Source organism: Bradyrhizobium sp. USDA 4532 (genome assembly GCF_024171315.1).
Lineage (GTDB): Bacteria > Pseudomonadota > Alphaproteobacteria > Rhizobiales > Xanthobacteraceae > Bradyrhizobium > Bradyrhizobium australafricanum.
The window spans coordinates 51532-68195 of record NZ_JALJZN010000001.1 but is presented as its reverse complement, the minus strand read 5'-3'; the positions used below and the strand labels follow the sequence as shown (position 1 = coordinate 68195).

The window sequence follows — 16664 nt, the reverse complement described above, 5'->3', positions numbered from 1 at the left end:
CTTACAGGTTGAGTAGAGCGTTCGCACTCCTGGCACTCACCGTAAAAATACGGGCCCGACTTATTTCGTCGAGTTATTCGCACTGGAAATGTTGGAGACCTGAACCCTTCTGTTGACTTCGGCGAAGGGGTGGCCGGGATCCTTAAGTTTAGTCTTGCCGTATCCGACTGTGACTAAGTCTTCCCCGGGAACTCCGAAGTTCTGAATAAGGTAGCGCTTGATCGAGTCCGCTCTGCGCTGGGACAAATCCTGGTTGTAAGCTTCAAGCCCAGCCGCATCAGTATGTCCTGCAACCACAAACGTCGCGCCCTTCAGATCAGGACTCCCAAGCGCGCGGCCGAGCGTCTGAACCGAGGGTAAAGCCTTGGAGTTAATCTCTGCAGAGTTGTAGTCGAAGGTAATTTCCAAATCGATTTGAGGCTTGTCCTCGGTAATCACCGCGACCTGTTCGCGCTCATCGGGCGTAAGCACGCGCTCTAGGCCACGAATTCTCTCAACGAAGCTAGCTTGAACTGAAGGATCAACGCGCGGGTTCGTCGTTATACTTCGAGCCAACTCTTTTTTGGCCGTCAAAGCCTGAATGATCTGATCCTCAGTCACGCGATCCGCCGCTGAAACAGCACTCGATGCCAGAGCAATGCTTGCGATCTGAAGCCAGTAGAGTGACCGAAATCTATTTGGTGTCTGCAGGTTTGACATGGTCAGACCCTAAATCGCAGTACTTTTTCTATGCAATAACTAGATCTAAGAGGGATTACTTTATCCTCGCCAGCCCTATTGTTGAAAATGATGGGTCTTTCGTGCATCAATGTCAACGACTACAAAGTTTGACAACAAGCGCAAGCCAAACACGCTCGATGAGGTCTGACCTCTGGTCTGAGCATTTGGGTCCGCCTCGTTTCTGGTGCGTCATATTTGATCGTAGTGTAATTTATTTCGATCAGACTCGGATTTTATCAATGAGGCTCTGGGTTTGTGGGAGCTGGTAATGCAAGACGCCAGGGGCAATCGCAAAAGCTGGCATGTCAGGACGGCGACCTTCGGCTTAGTGCTTTTTACGGCTTTGCTTGTGACCCAAGCTTCAGCCCAGGAAAGGGTCGCACTCGTTATTGGCAACAGCCAATACCGCAAAGTAAATCCGTTGCCCAACCCCGTGAACGACGCTTCCGATATGACGGCTTCGCTGACAAGGCTTGGCTTTTCAGTCAAAAATCTGAACGATCTTGACTTCGACGGGTTCAGACGAGCGCTTGTTGACTTCGCTAATGTCGCGCGCACCGCCGATCAGGCTGTGATTTTCTTCGCGGGTCATGGAGTCGAGATCGACGGGAAGAACTGGCTAATTCCAATCGATGCCGAGGTGAAGTCGGAAATCGACGTTTATGCGGAGGCGATCAATCTCGAAACCTTAATCGACATATCCGTCATGCCCAAGACCATTGGTTTAGTGATCCTTGATGCCTGCCGGAACAATCCTTTTGTGTCAGGCAAGGCTCCTCCTTCAAAAAGCATGTCTGGCTCGAAGTCAAAAAGGCTGCCGGCGGATAGTTCGACTAAATTCGCGCGCAAAACCTCGGCAGCTGAGGCCCCGGGGGGCCTGGCTCCGGTTGAAGTATCCGACAATGTGTTAGTCGCATATGCAGCGGCAGCGGGCACGATTGCCCGTGACGGGAGAGGCCGAAACAGCCCGTACTCGGGTTCTCTTTTGCGGCACGTAGAAGCGCCTGGACTTGAAATCAACTACCTCTTTCGTCTCGTCCACGACGATGTCGTCCAAGAAACAAAATACCAGGAGCCAGCAGTATACGGGACGCTGTCGAAAGAGGAAATCTACTTCAAGCAGGGAGATGCGCCAAGTACACCGACCGTCGACCTTGAGCCCGAGGCAGAGGCACTAGCATGGCAATTTGTTCGCGCGACAAATGATATAGCTACGCTGCGTCGCTTCTCAGACCAGTTTCCGACCAGTCCTCATGCTGAGGAGGTTCGCGAACGTGTTGCTCAGCTGGAAAGCGCAGAGAATTTGGCTTGGGCGATTGTCGAGCGACAAAAATCGATATCAGCTTATCGTGCCTATCTTGATCTATATCCTTACGGAACGCGTGTAGACCAAGCGCGCGCGACGTTGGCATCGCTGGAGGCCGCAGCCTCATCAAAAAAGGTTGCAGCGGTAGAACTGCCCCGACCGCCCGCGTCAAAGTATCAAACGGCCTCGGCGTCGGTCGACTTAAACGGGAAGAACCCAGAGGTGGTAGAGAAGGCATGGGAGGTGCTTAAGCCATCTCGCGATCAACGATTGGTTTCTCGTTTCTCCCAAGCATATCCCAGCCTGAAGTCCCATCGGCTATCGCCTGGCAGCGATCTGTCGTTGTCGTCAATCAACCCCACAGACTTGATGATCAAGACAGCTCAGGATGAAGACGTAAATCAATGCTTCGGCGGCCACCCCGCAGCTTGCGCTAAGGCAACTCAAAAATACCCTGATTATGTTCAGCTCAAATTCCAGCTGTGCAGGGCAAAAGGAAATCCGAAGGGTTGTATGACCCAAGCCGTCGAGAACGCTCGTAAGCGAGGGCTGCTCGTTTCTAGATTTACCCGCTCAGAACTGGAAAAGGCTCGCAACAAAGAATATCGTCGCGTAGCCTCACGCGTACAAGAGAACGTCGGAAACGTCGTCTCCAACGTCATTAGCAACACCGTCAGCACCTCCGTAAGCAATGCTGTCGGCGCCGCGGTCTCCGCGGCCGCCGGTAGGGCTGCTGCAGCTGCTGCATCAGCAGCTGCAGCCCGTGCTGCATCTACTGCGGCTTCGACCGCAGCCGCCCATGCCGCATCGGGTGCAGCAACCAGAGCAGCATCGAGCGCTGCAAGCAGAGCGGCATCAAGCGCTGCGAGCAAGGCCGCAGCAGACGCGGCGGCGCAGGCGGCAGCAAGGGCGGCAGGCAACATCAGGATTCCCTCGGATATACGACTGAAGCGTGATGTCGTCCAACTGAACGTTGTGCGACGGGGTTTGCGGCTCTATCGCTACAAATATCTCGGGGACAATACCTACTACGTAGGAGTAATAGCGCAGGACGTGGCCAAACGCATCCCGGCGGCCGTTGGCCGTGCGCCCGATGGTTATCTACAGGTCGACTATGCGATGCTTGGACTGGACTTCATGACTCTCGCCGAATGGACCAAGACACATCGCCAACGTGCGCACTCGGTCATCTCGTCATCGAGGTGAGACATCCAATGCGGCAAGTCCGTTGGCTTGGTTCAATCATAGTCAATTGGAGCGTCCTTCGATTTAACTGTTCCGAACTCGGAATGCGTATTGTTCTGCTCCCAATACTGATCGCTATCCTTCTCCAGTCTAGTTCCTTTGTGGAAGCTTCCGAGGTTCGAGTCGCACTTGTCGTTGGAAATTCGGACTATAGGCAGTTCGAACGACTGAGGACTCCGGCTAATGATGCGAAGGACATAGCGGGTGTCCTGACTACCCTCGGCTACGAGGTCGTATTTCGGAGGGACATTGGCAGCGACGATTTGCGATTGATCCTGCGTGATTTCTCGGACAAGTCCGCGAAGGCAGACATTTCAATTATCTATTACGCCGGGTATGCCACCACAGCGAGAGGCGAAACCTACCTCCTACCTGTAGACGCGGGTTTCGTGGAACAAAAGCTTTCGCCAAAAGATCCAATTGCACTCCGTTCGGCGATGAATGCCGTTGCCGGGGCGCGATCCCTCGGATTAGTCATTTTGGATGGGAGGCGTGAAAATTCTCTCGAGACAACGCTACAACAATACGAAGACAAGCTGGAGCTTTCCACAGACCCTAGAGCGGCGGCACGAGGCGTTACACTCTTTTTTTCTGCCGAGCCGGGCAAGACGGTAGAAGAGGGAAATGGACGCAATAGTCCATTCGCAGCAGCGACAATGAGGTACCTTTTTCAGCCGAATCTTGAGGTCAGCTTTTTTTTCCGTAACGTTCGCGATGAAGTGAGAAAGGCCACAGCTCAAAAGCAAACACCCTATACGTATGGCCAACTTTCAAGCGCGAGAATTTTCTTGAACTCGGTATCGCAACGCAATCTCCATGACATGAAGTCTGATCCGCCAAGAGTTCATGCCTGCGACTTGCTTGCGGCGTCGCCTGAGGATGCGGGAAGAGACCCTTCCGTCTACGGGGTCAAGGTCGAAAACATCAGAGCTGGCGAAGCGGTAATTGCTTGCTCGGAAGCAGCCCAGCAATTCCCCCAAATTGCCCGCTTCCATTATGAACTCGGACGAGCATTCTTTGCCGCCAAGAACTACTCGTCAGCCCTCGCAAGTTATATGAGGGCATTTGAACTCGGTAATCTGCAAGCACTCTACGCTGTCGGCGAAATGTATGAGAGCGGTGATGGCGTCGATAAGGATCCTGCTCGTGCACGCTTCTACTATGAGACCGTAGCCGAAATGAACTTTTCTCCGGCCATTGTGAGCCTGGGAATTCAATACGAACAAGGCATCAGCGTCACTAGGAACTTGGGAACGGCTTACAGCTACTACCGGCGTGCAGCCGATCTCGGTAATCCACGGGCAGTCAATCTAATGGGCGAGCTCACGGAAAAGGGCCTAGGGACAGCGCGGGATGCTGTTCAAGCACGTGGCCTCTATGAGAGAGCTGCGGACCTGGGTGATAGCGCCGCGATGTTGAATTTGGCCAGATGCCTCGCCGATGGCATCGGTGGGCGCAAGGATGTAGTTGAGGCGCGGCGTTGGCTCGAGAAGTCATCGCTTGCTGCAAGCCCTTCAGGCAAGGAGTTGCTCGTTCGATTGGGAAAATCAAAAGCAAGGTAATTTCACAATTGACGAATGGAAAGATCAGTTGCGCGCATCGCGTCGCAACTCACCGTGGCACCGCACTTATGATGCCAGATGTCGCGGCTCTATCGGCATTAGCGGAGCTGTGCAGACGCTGCCTGAAAAATTGCGATCAATTCCCTATCAGCGGCATAGTCATTGGCGAACCTCGCACCGGTCTGCACAAGCACCAGTTTGTTTTCCGGATCGATCATCACGAATTGGCCGCGAAAACCCTGAAACGCGAACATGCGGTTATTTCCGGGGATAAGCCACATTTGGTAGCCGTACCCGGCCCAATAAGAATTGGAGAAACTCAGATGGGTATCGGTCGGTGCGATGGTGGTCCCCGTGAGCAGCCATTTTTCGGGGACAATGGCTTTATCGTTCCATTTACCGTCATGAGCAAGCATCAAGCCGAGGCGCGCCCAATCCCGAAGCGTCGCGTTGAAGTAGGCATACGCAACCTCGCGGCCCGTCGCATCCAACGACCACTTGGCGTCGGCCTCTGCGCCCAAGGGCACCCACCGCTTCTCCCTTGCGTAGTCGGATAGGCTACGGCCAGTTGCACCGGCAACTACGAGGCCCAAAACTGCTGTCTCTGCTGAAGAATAGTTCCACCGTACATTCGGAGGAGCCTCGCGCGTATTGAAGTGCTTCAGCCCAGCAATAACTCCTCCAGGCCCCTGTCCCACGGTGGAGCGAGAGAGAATAGCGCTGTCGCTCTTTGGGTCGGTCAGATTGGTTGTTTCCTCTTTCCAGGCGACTCCAGACGACATCTGCAACAGTGCCTTGATCGGGGTGCGTCCGTATTCAGATCCCTTCAGCTCCGGTACGTAAGTCTCAGCCGTGTCGTAGATAGATCGAATAACCCCATCCTTTACCGCAATTCCGACCAGCATTGCCGTGATCGTCTTGGCCATTGAGAACGACGTCATACGATGCTTGTCTGTCCGTGCGTACTGATATCGCTCCAAAAGAATAGTGTCGCCCTTCGCGATTAGAAAGCCGGTGATTGGATGGTGCTCGAGATAGTCGTCGAGCGTTAAAGTTTGCCCTAAGTAACTGTAGCGAATAATCGGTTCAGCGGGCGCGCGCATCAAGCGACTCGGCACCTTTGGGGCGGCAATAGTGCGTGTGGGGAAGAGCGTATCAAAATGGCTGAATGCCCCGACACGACAACGCTGTTTGGTGGCATAGTCGTAATTGGAGCAAGCCGGGTATCCATCCCTTCTGCCGTAGGCATCGGCGTCTTGGCCATCAGGTCGGAAATTCGGGCCTCGTGCTTCCGCCGTTGCTTCACCACCGAGAGCTGCGGTCATGCTAGCGAGCAAGACAAGCGCGATTGTCTTCATTTTTTCTCCCACGTCAGCAACCGACTGCATTAACTAGGGGAACTATGCCTGATCTGCTAATCCGGGCAAGAACTCAGGCGACTCGGCAAGTCAGCTTGGTCAAAAACGTCGGCTTCGGAATTGGATGGCCAAGTCCGCTTCACCCACGACGGCGGACCTAAGCGAGGTACCGATCCACTTCCCTTAATGGCCGCCTCAGATATCCTCTTGTGTTAGTGACGTCTGGCCGCGACGCAGCCGACTTCCGCCCTTGGCCAGAACTAGACGCAAGCGTGCCAGCTTTAGCTCATTCGATCTTCTCTCGAGGTATACGCCAAATGATCTATGGAGCGTGCAGAAATACCGTCTGTACGTCAGGCCCTGTGTCTCTTGAGCTGACCGAATTCCGACCAGCGTCGAAGCCCGTGTACCAGCCTGAGAGAGTGCGCCACTCCACACCGATTCCGGGCCCAGGGTCGTATACCTTCACCTCATAGTCGCCGTGCACAGTTTTCCTAATCCCGGCAATAACAACGATATGACGCGTGCCGTTCGTCCAGAGAGGACCATAGCTTCGCAGCCAACCAGCTAAGGCGTCAATCGTCGGAGACATCGGTGGCACGTGAACAAGTCCCAATCTTCTCGCTAATGGAATAATTTGATGATTCTGTATTCCATTATTTGCCTTGTATAGCTCAATGGTGACGCGATCGTTCGCAGAGCATTGGTGAGCATTGCCGGGCCGGTACTGCTCCTTCCAGTTCAGAACCATCATGGCGGATGCAAACCAACAGGCCATGTCCTTGTCTTGGACAATCAGTTTGACCCCTTGCACTTCATAAATTCCATTGAATTTCGTCATGATGCACCAGTTGGTTCTTGAAATGTTGCGTTCCTGGTACCTGCTCAGCACTTCACCTTTCTTGCCGTGGTTCGATTCTTTGTTCCGAAACTCTATTGTCTGATCAATCCACAACTACTAAATGTCCGCCCATACCAGCAGCCTGAACGCAGGCAGGCTTGGTGGAGGCGCACACATATGGTCGCCCCGCAATCTGGACCGCCGCCCAGCTGTACACATCTTACTCTACATACGCCTAGCGATTTGGTGCAGGTCAAGCCGACTGGCTTGGATTCCTGGCTCTGCTCTAGCTGATCAGTCGGACGCTTACGGGCTGATGGGCTAGAGCGCTCGCGAACTCGTTCTTTGTCAACAACCGTTGGCCTTCCTCGAACCTTTTTACACGAGCCATCGTCATTAAGCTCGTGGCCCGCGCCGCAGTTAGACTTGACGCAACTGCTACCCTCGGCGCGAAAACCGCGTTCGCAAATAAGCGGGCAAGTTCGGCCCATTTTGCTCTTTACAGCGTTTAGCGCCTCGGTGCTCGCAACCTTCACATCAAATCGAGTGCCAGTATATTTGTTGAAGAGTTCTAGGGCGAGTTGGGAGGCTATGGTCCAGTCGCCATCTACCGCACCCGTGTTGCATCCGACACGTCGAAGTTCGTCCTGGAGTGCAACCCGCAACTTAAGATCGACCGGTTCGGAAGATGAAGATAAGGCGGCGACCTCCTTGTCGATCCTCTTCGCTTTCTCTTGTTCGGTGACCCGCGTAGCTTCTGCGGCCGCAGCCTTCTCCTGAGCGGAACGCGTTGCTTCCTCCGCCAGAATACGAGCTTCCTCTGTCGCCTTCGCAACGGCAACTGCCTTAGCTAATTCGGCCTCTTTCGCGCCTTGCTCGGCGAGATGGGCTCTCTCTTTCTCGGCTAGGCGGGCCTTCTCCGCTGCCACCGCGCGCGCCTCTTCAGCAGCGATCTTGTTTAGCTGTCCTTTTGCAAGATTTGCGTAAAAGCCATCAGGATACAGTGAGAGGAACGCCTCCCATCCGTCACGCGTAGCAAGCTGCAGAGCCAACTCATAATCGCGCCGAACTGCGGCTTGTGGGTCTGCTTGAGGAGCCATGGGTGAAGCTGCAGGGACCAGAGGAGCATCGTCGCCACCGAGCGAACCGTAGACGTAAGGCTCCTGTTTGTTGCCAGTGCTCTTCAGCACGTCGTCCCGGACGAAGCCCAGCGCTCGCCGGATATCTAGGCCGGGTCTTGGCAAATACTCGATGAGTGCTTTGACAAATGGGCTGTTCTTAGAGTTTCCATCTGATGCCGTCGACCCCGCCTTTGCTGCGAATGCGATGAGAGTGTTCGCAGTTGTCGGCTCTACTCTGGCAAGTCCTCGCGAGGTAGTTCGTGAGACAGCGGTATTCCGCCTCATTCGATCGACGAAGGGATTGACCCGGCACGCATCGAGGATGATAAGCCTAAGCTGTTTAGCCGGCTCAACAGCAAACAGCACTCGATCGAGCGATACGGTTTCGTCCAGTGCATCGCCATCGGTCTCAAGAGCTGCATCGACGGGCACCAAATAATTCGTGCCGTCTAACTCGATTCCGTGACCTCCAAAGTAGACGACGGCAACATCCGCGTCCCGCGTTCTATCTGAAAACTCGCGTAGCGCTTTACGAAGGTTTGTCGCAGAAAGATCAAACTTCGACTCAACGGAGTCGAAGTTCGCCGCCTTAAACATCGCAGCTACTGCTATAGCGTCATTCATGGGATTAGAAAGACGAGGAGCGTTCTGATAGCCAGAATTGCCGATAACCAAGGCAACCCGCTTTCCGGCGATCGCCGGACTAAAGGCGAAACAGCTGCACAAAACTGACAGAGCCAAGAGACGAATTGCGCTCATCGTACGTCCTCGGACAATCGATCCATTATGAATTAGCTTCAAAGGGTTTAGCAAATGTGCTGAAAGCATCCCATAATGGGCCGCCATCATCATCAGATTGTATCGAGGTCTCGTGCCCTCCACGGGCTTGTAAGCCAAATATGAGGTCGCCAACTGAGGCGGGCTTGGTCGGTTTGCTACCTACCGCCGGAAACTGGCTGCGCTCATCCCCGTATAACTACGGGTGACGAACAATACTTTCGCCTCGAGAAATCCATAGTCGAGAGTTCGCTAGGAACGAGCCTAAGGAATTGCGGGCCCCCGAACGGTGAGGGAAACCGAGTAGAGGGACCTTCGCTGTCTTGTCCACCTGCCCCCTTCAAAGAACGGCTCCGGCGCACCTTACGGGGCTATGATGGCACGCGCCGGAGCCCTTCCCCGAAGAGCGCTTCACCAGGCCACCGCCGCAAGCGCACCGGCACGTCGTTCTCCTACTACGACAAGGATGGCAAGCGCATCACTGACAAGGCTGTCATCCGCCGCATCAAGTCCATCGGCATCCCTTCAGCGGACAAATTCGTCTGAATCTGTTCCACTTCCAACGGCCACATACAGGCGACCGGTCTCGACGCGCGCCGACGCAAGCGATCCCGGCACCATCCGACATGGCGCGGGCTCCGCGAGCAGAGCACATACGAGCATGTCATGCAGTTTGCGGCGCCCCCGCGGCCTTGCGCGCTCGCGTTGCGTCGGACGTGAAACTGGACGGCCTCCCCCGCGAGACGGTATTGGCGACCATCGTGAGCCTGCTCGAAAAGACGCTCATTCGTGTCGGCAACTGAGAATACGCAGAGAAGAACAAGTCCTGCGGGCTGACGACGATGCGGCCTGGGCACGTCGGGATGGGCGAGGGGTGCTACGCTTCGACTTCACCGGCAAGTCCAGCAAAGCAATAGACGCTGCAGGTCGAAGACAAGCGCATCTCGGCCATCGGGAAGCGCTGCGCCGAGCTTCCCTGGCACGAGCTCTTCAAGTATCTCGACGAAGAGGGGACGTCGCGGACGGTCACTTCCGGCGACGTCAATGGTTATATCAAGGAGGTTACGGGACAGGACTTCAGCGCCAAGGACTCCGCACCTGGGCCGGCATTGTGCCGGCTGCACTCGCGTTGGAGCTCTAAAAGTACGACAGCCAGGCCGAAGCGAAGCGAAACGTCGTGGCGGCCATCAAGAAAGTGGCCAAGCAACACGGCCGCCATCTGCCTCAAGAGCTACGTCCACCCAGAGATCTTGAGCGCCTATATGTCCGGCGATCTCGTAAAGACGCTGAACGCGAAGATCGCGCAGAAGTTCAAGCGTCAGTACGCCGGGCTCACCTCGGTCGAGATCATGGAACTTGCCTTCCTCCATAAGCATCTCCGGGCCCCGAACCCTGCGGCATAGTGGCGTCGCGACGAATCAGACGGATCGCTGCTTCGAGTACCAACCGGCGTACGGGGTGTTCTTGACGGCGTAACTGTTAAAGTCCGCGCCGTCGTCCCACCAGACGGGGCCGCGCTCACCCAAGGCCACGCTTAGACTCGTCCCCCCTCCGGTGAGCTTCGAACTCCGCGCCGCGGTCTTCGGCGACATTGGCGTCCTTGACGGCGCGCGGCGCGCGTCCATGAGTGTCTTCACCAGACGGGCTCTCTCTCGCGGCGCGATGTCCGGATTGCTGAGACGCCAAAGTTTCCCCTTCACGACGAAGTAGCGGCCGTCGGGGCGTCACGGGATGCTTGATGCCGGCCATATCTCAGATGAAGGGCTTGCCCCCGGTCACCGCGACGGTCGTGCCCGACGTGTAGCTGGACAGAGGATCGGCGAGCATCACGTAGGCTGTGGCGAGTTCCGCCGGCTGGCCAGCCCGCTTCAGCGGCACCTGCTTGCCAAAGTTCTTTACGGCGTCCTCTGGCATCGTTGAGGGAATGAGCGGGGTCCAAATCGGACCGGGCGCCACGGCATTCACCCGAATGCCCCTGTCCGCCAACATCTGGGCGAGGCCGCCGGTAAAGTTCTGGATCGCGCCCTTCGTCGCCGCGTAGGCCAGCAGGATCGGGTTCGGCATGTCGGAATTCACCGATGCCGTGTTGATGATGGCGGCTCCGGGCTTCATGTGCGGGACCGCGGCCTTGGTGAGGTAAAACATCGCATGGATGTTCACCTCGAAGGTCATGCGCCATTCATCGTCGCTGATCTCGCCGATGTCAGCGAAGGTCGCCTGATGCGCGGCGTTGTTGACGAGAATGTCGACGCCGCCAAGTTCCCGAACGGCGCGGCTGACGACGGCGCGGCAATGATCGGCCGAGCGGAGGTCGCCCTCAACGCGGATGGCCCTGCGCCCCTCCTTCTCGATCAGCGACACAACCTCCTTCGCATCGTCGCTCTCGTCGAGGTAGGCGATCAGGACATCTGCGCCCTCGCGGGCGAACGCAATGGCGACCGCACGCCCGATGCCACTGTCGCCGCCGGTAATGATGGCACGCTTACCTTGAAGCCGTCCCGCCCCCTTGTAGCTGGTCTCACCGTGATCCGGATGCGGATCCATCTTCTTGGTCGAGCCCGGCATGGGCTGTCGCTGGCTGGGGAATGGCGGCTTGGGATAATCGGGCATAGTCCTCGCCTTCACTTCGTCCGGATGGCCTTGGCGCCTGCGGATGTTAGCACGTCCGCGACGCGCTTCGGATTGTCGCCATGGAAGTCGACGGACACTTCGATCGGGCCTTCGAGCTTCCCGCCCTGCTCCGGCCTCGGCGCTGTCTTCACGACAACACCGGCCGGTCGATCGCCTGACGTGTTGTCGGCGCCGGTCGGCTGTACGAACATCTGGACGCCGCATTCCTGCACCGCGTGCTCAACCGCGAGCTCCGTCGCGCGGCGGGTATCGAATTCGGCTATCGGAGTGCGTTCCATGCGTGTCTTTTTCCGGCATCCGATGGCAAACAACCAATCTGGCGCACCGCTGTTCCTACGGAGCTGGGCGCCCGTCGCAGTGAAGTTCCGCCAATAAGTCAGCGGGCCCGCTTCAAATATTCTGCTGTCCGGCTCCCGGAGACCGCAACTCGATCCGGCGGTCCGCACGCCACGATGCGGCCTCCTCTGTTTCCGGCCCCAGGGCCGACGTCTACGATCCAGTCGTTCTCCGCTGCAACCGACATATCATGCTCGATCAGAACGACGGTGTTTCCCGCCTCGACGAGGCCTTGCAGCTGATTACCGAGCTTTGCGACGTCGAAGGGATGCAGTCCGGTCGTCGGCTCGTCGAGAACGTATAATGTGCCGCCCCGATGGGCGCGTTGGAGCTCGGTGGCAAGTTTGATGTCAATCGGCGTTCAAATTTGGCTCTGACTCACTTTTGATGCAGTTTGGGGGATGTCTGGCGCTTTGACTGGGGAGAATCAGCGCCATGCAGCAAGCACTCCAGCGCTCCAATTTGGTGCCGAGTGGATTTGTTGTAGAGAGTGCGTACTTCGAAGGTGATAAGGCCGTTATTGCGGTCCGGGCGTCCGGAAGCGTTGGTCTGTGTCCATCGTGCGGAACGGTTTCCCGGCGTGTCCATAGCCGATATCGGCGACGTGTGACCGATCTGCCGCTCTCGGGGCGGATCGTCCAGCTCCTGGTAATCGCCCGCCGCTTCCGCTGCGATGCCGTCCTGTGCGGGCGCCAGATCTTCACGGAGCGCTTCGCCGAAGGGGTACTGGCACCGTCGGCGCGGCGCACGGCGAGGATGGAGTCTATCGTTCATCACCTCGGCTTGGCGCTTGGAGGTCGACCGGCGGCAGGCTTCGCAAAAAGGCTGATGCTGCCGGTGAGCAAGGATACGTTGCTCCGCGTCGTCCGGCGCCGTAGCCGTCCGTCGGCTGATGCGCTCAGAGTTGTCGGCATTGATGATTGGGCTTGGCGCCGCAATCACCGATACGCCAGCATCATCTGCAATCTGGAACGCCGCCGGGTCGTCACCCTGCTGCCGGATCGGGAGCCTGCGACCGCCCAAGCCTGGCTTGCTGCCCATCCTGCGATCTCGATCGTCGCCCGCGATCGTGGCGGTGGCTATGGCGAAGCGACAGCAAAGGCCTTGCCGCACGCGGTACAGGTCGCGGATCGTTGGCATCTGATGGAGAACGCCAGCCGAGCCTTCCTTGATGCCGTCCGCAAATCGATGCGACAGATACGCACCGTCATCGGTGCGACCACGATCGATCCCAAACTGCTCACAGCCGCCGAGCGCCTCCAGTATGAGGGCTATCTTCGCCGCGAGGAGACCAACGCGGCCATCCTGTCTATTTCGAAGAATGGCTTACCTATCAAGCAGATCGTGCGTCAAACTGGCTACAGTAGGAAGCTGGTTCGGCACGTGATCCGCGGCGAGCGCAACGATGTTTTCCGGACCCGACAAAGCTCGTTGGACCTTCATTTGCCTTGGCTCGACGATCAGTGGGCGTCCGGCTGTCGAAACGGAGCTGAACTTTGGCGTCGCCTGAAGGCGCGAGGCTTCCGAGGCTCGCTTCGCGTCATCAGCGAGTGGGCGACCCGCAGGCGACGAGCTGAAAAGGCCGATACGCAAAACCTCCAACGGATTCCGTCGGCCAGAACGATCGCTCGTCTCATGACAATCGGCCGGGACTTGCTGACGAAAGCGGAGACCGTCACGATCGCGGCGATCGAAGCTGGCGTACCAAGCTTGGTCGAGGCCCGTGACATCATCGCCGAATTCCACGCGATGATCCGGCGCAAGGTTGAGGAACGGCTTACCTCATGGATCGAGCGCGCCCGCATCAGTCTCGTCGCCTCGTTCGCGAGCGGCGTCGTCAGGGATGAAGCGGCGGTTAGGGCGGCAATCACCTCGCCTTGGTCCAACGGACAGACTGAAGGTCAGATCACGCGCCTCAAGCTCGTCAGACGTCAGATGTATGGTCGCGGGAAAATCGATCTGCTTCAGGCCAGACTAATCGGCGCAGAATAATCGGAGCTGCACCAAAACTGCTACAGAGCCCAATTTTGACCCCTTTGCGCGGCGGGCTTTGCTGGTAGCGCTCGTCTCGTCGGAGCTGGCCGGGATAGCGGAGGCGAGACGAGCGCGGGTGGCGTGATCGTCGTCTCTGCTCTTGAACCGCCAGCTATCGTTGCCGGTCTCGACAATGTCGCAGTGATGGGTCAACCGGTCGAGCAGCGCGGTGGTCATTTTGGAGTCGCCGAACACACTCGGCCATTCGCCGAAGGCGAGATTGGTGGTCACGATGACAGAGGCGCGCTCATAGAGCCGGCTGACGAGGTGGAAGAGAAGCTGGCCACCGGACTGGGCGAAGGGCAAATAGCCGAGTTCATCCAGCACGATGAAGTCCATCCGGGTCAGATGCTCGGCGAGCCGTCCTTGCCGTCTGTTGCGGGTCTCGGTCTCGAGGCGATTGACGAGGTCGACTACGTTGAAGAAGCGGCCGCGGGCCCCGGATCGGATGCAGCTTCTGGCGATGGCAATGGCCAGGTGGGTCTTGCCTGTGCCGGTGCCGCCAACCAGCACGACGTTGCGTTGTTGGGCGATGAAGCCGCCGCCAGCGAGATCATTGACGAGGGTCTGATTGATCGGCGTGCCGTCGAACTGGAAGTCGGCAATGTCCTTGGCAAGCGGCAGCTTGGCAATGGTGAGCTGGTATTTGATCGACCTGGCTTGCTTCTCGTTGATCTCGGCGTTGAGCAGGTCGCCGACAATGCGCTGAGGTTCGTGCTGGCGTTTGACGGCAGTTGCCATGATCTCGTCGAAGGCAGCCTTCATGCCGTAGAGCTTGAGTTCGCCCATGAGGTCGAAGATTTGGGTTCGTTCCATCAGATGGTCCTCCGGTGGGAGGCGGAGCCGACCGGAGGGCCGTCAGCGGCGGGCGGCTTGATGAGGCCGCTCTTGCGCTTGGCGCGGAAGCCGGTAGCTGTCGCCGCGGATCGTCAGCACGTGGCTGTGATGCAGGAGCCGGTCGAGGATCGCGGTGGCGACACGGTGCCCCATTCGGCAACACTACGGTTTGACGTGATCAGCATGGCGCCGGTTTCGTAGCGGCGGCAAGAACGACGCGATCGGTGGGCTAGGAACATGGCCGCGTCTCCGGAGTTGCCATTGGCGTGAATAAATAAGGGAGGGAAGCGAGATGGGACGAGGCGTTTTGCTTTGGCTTTTGGGCGTGCCAATTCCTGTGATCATCCTGCTGTGGTTGTTTTTTGGGCACTGACTACGGCGTAATTGCCGAGCGACGTACACCAACGCAGTCTGCCGGCGCAGCTAATTAGGATCCATTTCGGGCGGCACGTCGAGCGATCGAATGATCGAGCCCTGCCTTTCAAGGCCGTGCAATTAAATTAAGATCGGATAGGCACATCCCGTCGTGCTATCGCTGCGCCTAGCCGGACATTGTGGGAGCGCCGATAATCTTTGCAGAGAACAATGTGCGAGTTGCGCCTGTTTGTCGCATTTTGCCGAGCGTGATTTTGGTCGAATCGTCCTTCATACGCGTGATTTCACCGCTCGCTGCGCCCCGCGATCCCGCAAGCGTTAGCGCAAGGATGGCAGCTGGCGCACAAGACGTCGGTCAAACCCATCATTGCACTCGCACCGGCGATGCGGGCCAATAAGATTTCAGCCATCGCCTATCCGTCAAAACATGGCGGCTGGAAGAGCGGGAGCTTCTGCATGCCTCCGCCGCAGTAATCCGTTTGGAAGATGAACCATGGCACCCACGCCGGCTGCGCGTATTTTAAACTTGGCAGTGTTGTCGTAATTTCATGCCAATGCCATGCCGATCAACCGAAAGCTGCTGGAAATCCCGCCCGAGGTCGCCCACCGGTTCGCCGCGGACATGAAGGGTTATCACGCAGAACAGGACAACATCTAACGCGATCGGGTCGCGCTCGGCACGAGGCATATGCTGCTGGGGCAGATGCCGTGGGGCACCAAGCTGCGGGTTGACCGAGGTCAAGGATTATTTGAGTTGATGCGATGAAAACTGTCTGGATCTACACGGACACGGCCAAGAAAATCGGCGACGAGGACCACATCAAGGTCTTCGCTTCGATCGAGGCCGCCGAGAAATGGTTCGAGGAAAACGCCCCCGAGGGCGTGGCATTTGAGTACGCTGTCCTGGAGTGAAAATGGCAAAGGCCTTGCTGCTCTCATTGCCGCATTGGCTGATAATCGCAGGGGCCGCGCTGATAGCGGTCGGCCTGATTGGCCTTGTGATTAGCCGCCGGCGCCGGACCAATGTCCAGGACGAAGCAACCACAGAGCCAAGTTCCGAGCCACGCCCCCAACTGTCAGCGCTGCCGGATCTTCTTAACTCACGACCACGAAAGGATCGGCGTGAGATCTAAGGGTCGCACGAGCGAAAAAGATGGAGGTGTGGCAGGATCACTGGCTTGTAGCTAGCCACCGTCGGCGCATAGTCAACAAATGATCGAGCAGCGACCAGCTTTCATGGCTTGCAAAAATCCCGGCCCCGGCTGGAGGATCGACATTCTGTGGCCCGATGGCGAAACGGAAGTCATCAAGGGTTTTACTACTGAGCACGACGCCGCGAAGTGGATTTCAGAGCACTCGAAGACGTGGCAAGAAATCCCTGACCAACCGCGCTAGAGCGGTTCGCTGGCGTCCACTCATCGCGACGTCTAGCGGCTTCTCAGCGTGCGACGGCCCGATTGATCGAGGCACGCCCTGACGTCCGTCATTTCGCGTCGCCGCTTTGGCTTCAAAAGAGCGGAC

The 16664-nt window shown here is 57.3% G+C and carries 13 protein-coding genes and 2 pseudogenes; 6 read left to right on the top strand and 9 right to left on the bottom strand.

The features are described from left to right. Window positions 1-60: 60 nt before the first annotated feature. On the bottom strand, window positions 61-699 hold the full coding sequence (locus J2R76_RS00295; RefSeq protein WP_253623551.1) for an OmpA family protein: 639 nt from the start codon (window positions 697-699) through the stop codon (window positions 61-63). A gap of 289 nt (window positions 700-988) precedes the next feature. On the opposite strand from J2R76_RS00295, the gene J2R76_RS00290 reads away from it, so the two are divergent. Further along, window positions 989-3232 (top strand): caspase family protein, encoded by a 2244-nt coding sequence (locus J2R76_RS00290; protein ID WP_253623550.1) that lies wholly within the window; start codon window positions 989-991, stop codon window positions 3230-3232. Between the two features lie 83 nt (window positions 3233-3315). Then, window positions 3316-4833 (top strand): caspase family protein, encoded by a 1518-nt coding sequence (locus tag J2R76_RS00285; protein ID WP_253623549.1) that lies wholly within the window; start codon window positions 3316-3318, stop codon window positions 4831-4833. Between the two features lie 98 nt (window positions 4834-4931). Here the strand turns inward: J2R76_RS00285 and J2R76_RS00280 are convergent, their stop codons facing one another. From J2R76_RS00280 to J2R76_RS00270, 3 genes are all read right to left on the bottom strand, one after another. Then, window positions 4932-6191: a serine hydrolase gene (locus tag J2R76_RS00280; protein ID WP_253623548.1), complete on the bottom strand. Its 1260-nt coding sequence runs from the start codon at window positions 6189-6191 to the stop codon at window positions 4932-4934. A 322-nt stretch (window positions 6192-6513) separates the two neighbouring features. Further along, a complete protein-coding gene (locus J2R76_RS00275) occupies window positions 6514-7146 on the bottom strand; it encodes a papain-like cysteine protease family protein (RefSeq protein ID WP_253623547.1) in 633 nt (210 codons plus the stop codon). Next, complete coding sequence (locus tag J2R76_RS00270) at window positions 7125-8912, bottom strand: caspase family protein (protein WP_253625969.1); 1788 nt, start codon at window positions 8910-8912, stop codon at window positions 7125-7127. Before J2R76_RS00270 ends, J2R76_RS00275 begins: the two co-directional genes overlap by 22 nt. 153 nt (window positions 8913-9065) lie before the next feature. On the opposite strand from J2R76_RS00270, the gene J2R76_RS40900 reads away from it, so the two are divergent. Continuing rightward, complete coding sequence (locus J2R76_RS40900; protein WP_375166563.1) at window positions 9066-9476, top strand: hypothetical protein; 411 nt, start codon at window positions 9066-9068, stop codon at window positions 9474-9476. A gap of 716 nt (window positions 9477-10192) precedes the next feature. After that, window positions 10193-10333, top strand: a complete 141-nt coding sequence (locus J2R76_RS00265; protein ID WP_253623546.1) for a hypothetical protein — start codon at window positions 10193-10195, stop codon at window positions 10331-10333. 349 nt (window positions 10334-10682) lie between these two features. Here J2R76_RS00265 and J2R76_RS00260 read toward each other — a convergent pair whose 3' ends face one another. From J2R76_RS00260 to J2R76_RS40895, 3 genes and pseudogenes are all read right to left on the bottom strand, one after another. Continuing rightward, window positions 10683-11540 (bottom strand): SDR family oxidoreductase, encoded by an 858-nt coding sequence (locus tag J2R76_RS00260; RefSeq protein ID WP_253623545.1) that lies wholly within the window; start codon window positions 11538-11540, stop codon window positions 10683-10685. Window positions 11541-11551: 11 nt separating this feature from the next. Then, window positions 11552-11839, bottom strand: a complete 288-nt coding sequence (locus tag J2R76_RS00255; protein WP_253623544.1) for a hypothetical protein — start codon at window positions 11837-11839, stop codon at window positions 11552-11554. Between the two features lie 98 nt (window positions 11840-11937). After that, window positions 11938-12246, bottom strand: a pseudogene (locus J2R76_RS40895) (excinuclease ABC subunit A); the annotation flags it as partial. An 86-nt stretch (window positions 12247-12332) separates the two neighbouring features. Between J2R76_RS40895 and J2R76_RS00245 the strand changes: the two are divergent. Further along, a complete protein-coding gene (locus tag J2R76_RS00245) occupies window positions 12333-13889 on the top strand; it encodes an ISL3 family transposase (protein WP_253623543.1) in 1557 nt (518 codons plus the stop codon). Here the strand turns inward: J2R76_RS00245 and istB are convergent. After that, a complete protein-coding gene (gene istB / locus J2R76_RS00240; protein WP_309143520.1) occupies window positions 13872-14747 on the bottom strand; it encodes an IS21-like element helper ATPase IstB in 876 nt (291 codons plus the stop codon). The two genes, J2R76_RS00245 and istB, sit on opposite strands and share 18 nt — an antisense overlap. Beyond that, a pseudogene (locus J2R76_RS00235) lies at window positions 14747-14974 on the bottom strand (ATP-binding protein); the annotation flags it as partial. The pseudogene J2R76_RS00235 and the gene istB, both read right to left, overlap by 1 nt. A 931-nt stretch (window positions 14975-15905) precedes the next feature. Here J2R76_RS00235 and J2R76_RS00230 point away from each other — a divergent pair. After that, on the top strand, window positions 15906-16055 hold the full coding sequence (locus tag J2R76_RS00230; RefSeq protein WP_168856000.1) for a hypothetical protein: 150 nt from the start codon (window positions 15906-15908) through the stop codon (window positions 16053-16055). The last annotated feature ends 609 nt before the right edge of the window (window positions 16056-16664 follow it).

Excerpts from the sequence above, each read along its gene's own strand:
- J2R76_RS00230 (WP_168856000.1), top strand. The coding sequence starts at position 15,906 with ATGAAAACTGTCTGGATCTACACGGACACGGCCAAGAAAATCGGCGAC.
- J2R76_RS00285 (WP_253623549.1), top strand. The coding sequence starts at position 3,316 with ATGCGTATTGTTCTGCTCCCAATACTGATCGCTATCCTTCTCCAGTCT.
- J2R76_RS00270 (WP_253625969.1), bottom strand. The coding sequence starts at position 8,912 with ATGAGCGCAATTCGTCTCTTGGCTCTGTCAGTTTTGTGCAGCTGTTTC.
- J2R76_RS00265 (WP_253623546.1), top strand. The coding sequence starts at position 10,193 with ATGTCCGGCGATCTCGTAAAGACGCTGAACGCGAAGATCGCGCAGAAG.
- J2R76_RS00290 (WP_253623550.1), top strand. The coding sequence starts at position 989 with ATGCAAGACGCCAGGGGCAATCGCAAAAGCTGGCATGTCAGGACGGCG.
- J2R76_RS00295 (WP_253623551.1), bottom strand. The coding sequence starts at position 699 with ATGTCAAACCTGCAGACACCAAATAGATTTCGGTCACTCTACTGGCTT.
- J2R76_RS00260 (WP_253623545.1), bottom strand. The coding sequence starts at position 11,540 with ATGCCCGATTATCCCAAGCCGCCATTCCCCAGCCAGCGACAGCCCATG.
- J2R76_RS00255 (WP_253623544.1), bottom strand. The coding sequence starts at position 11,839 with ATGGAACGCACTCCGATAGCCGAATTCGATACCCGCCGCGCGACGGAG.
- J2R76_RS00245 (WP_253623543.1), top strand. The coding sequence starts at position 12,333 with ATGCAGCAAGCACTCCAGCGCTCCAATTTGGTGCCGAGTGGATTTGTT.
- istB (WP_309143520.1), bottom strand. The coding sequence starts at position 14,747 with ATGGAACGAACCCAAATCTTCGACCTCATGGGCGAACTCAAGCTCTAC.
- J2R76_RS00280 (WP_253623548.1), bottom strand. The coding sequence starts at position 6,191 with ATGAAGACAATCGCGCTTGTCTTGCTCGCTAGCATGACCGCAGCTCTC.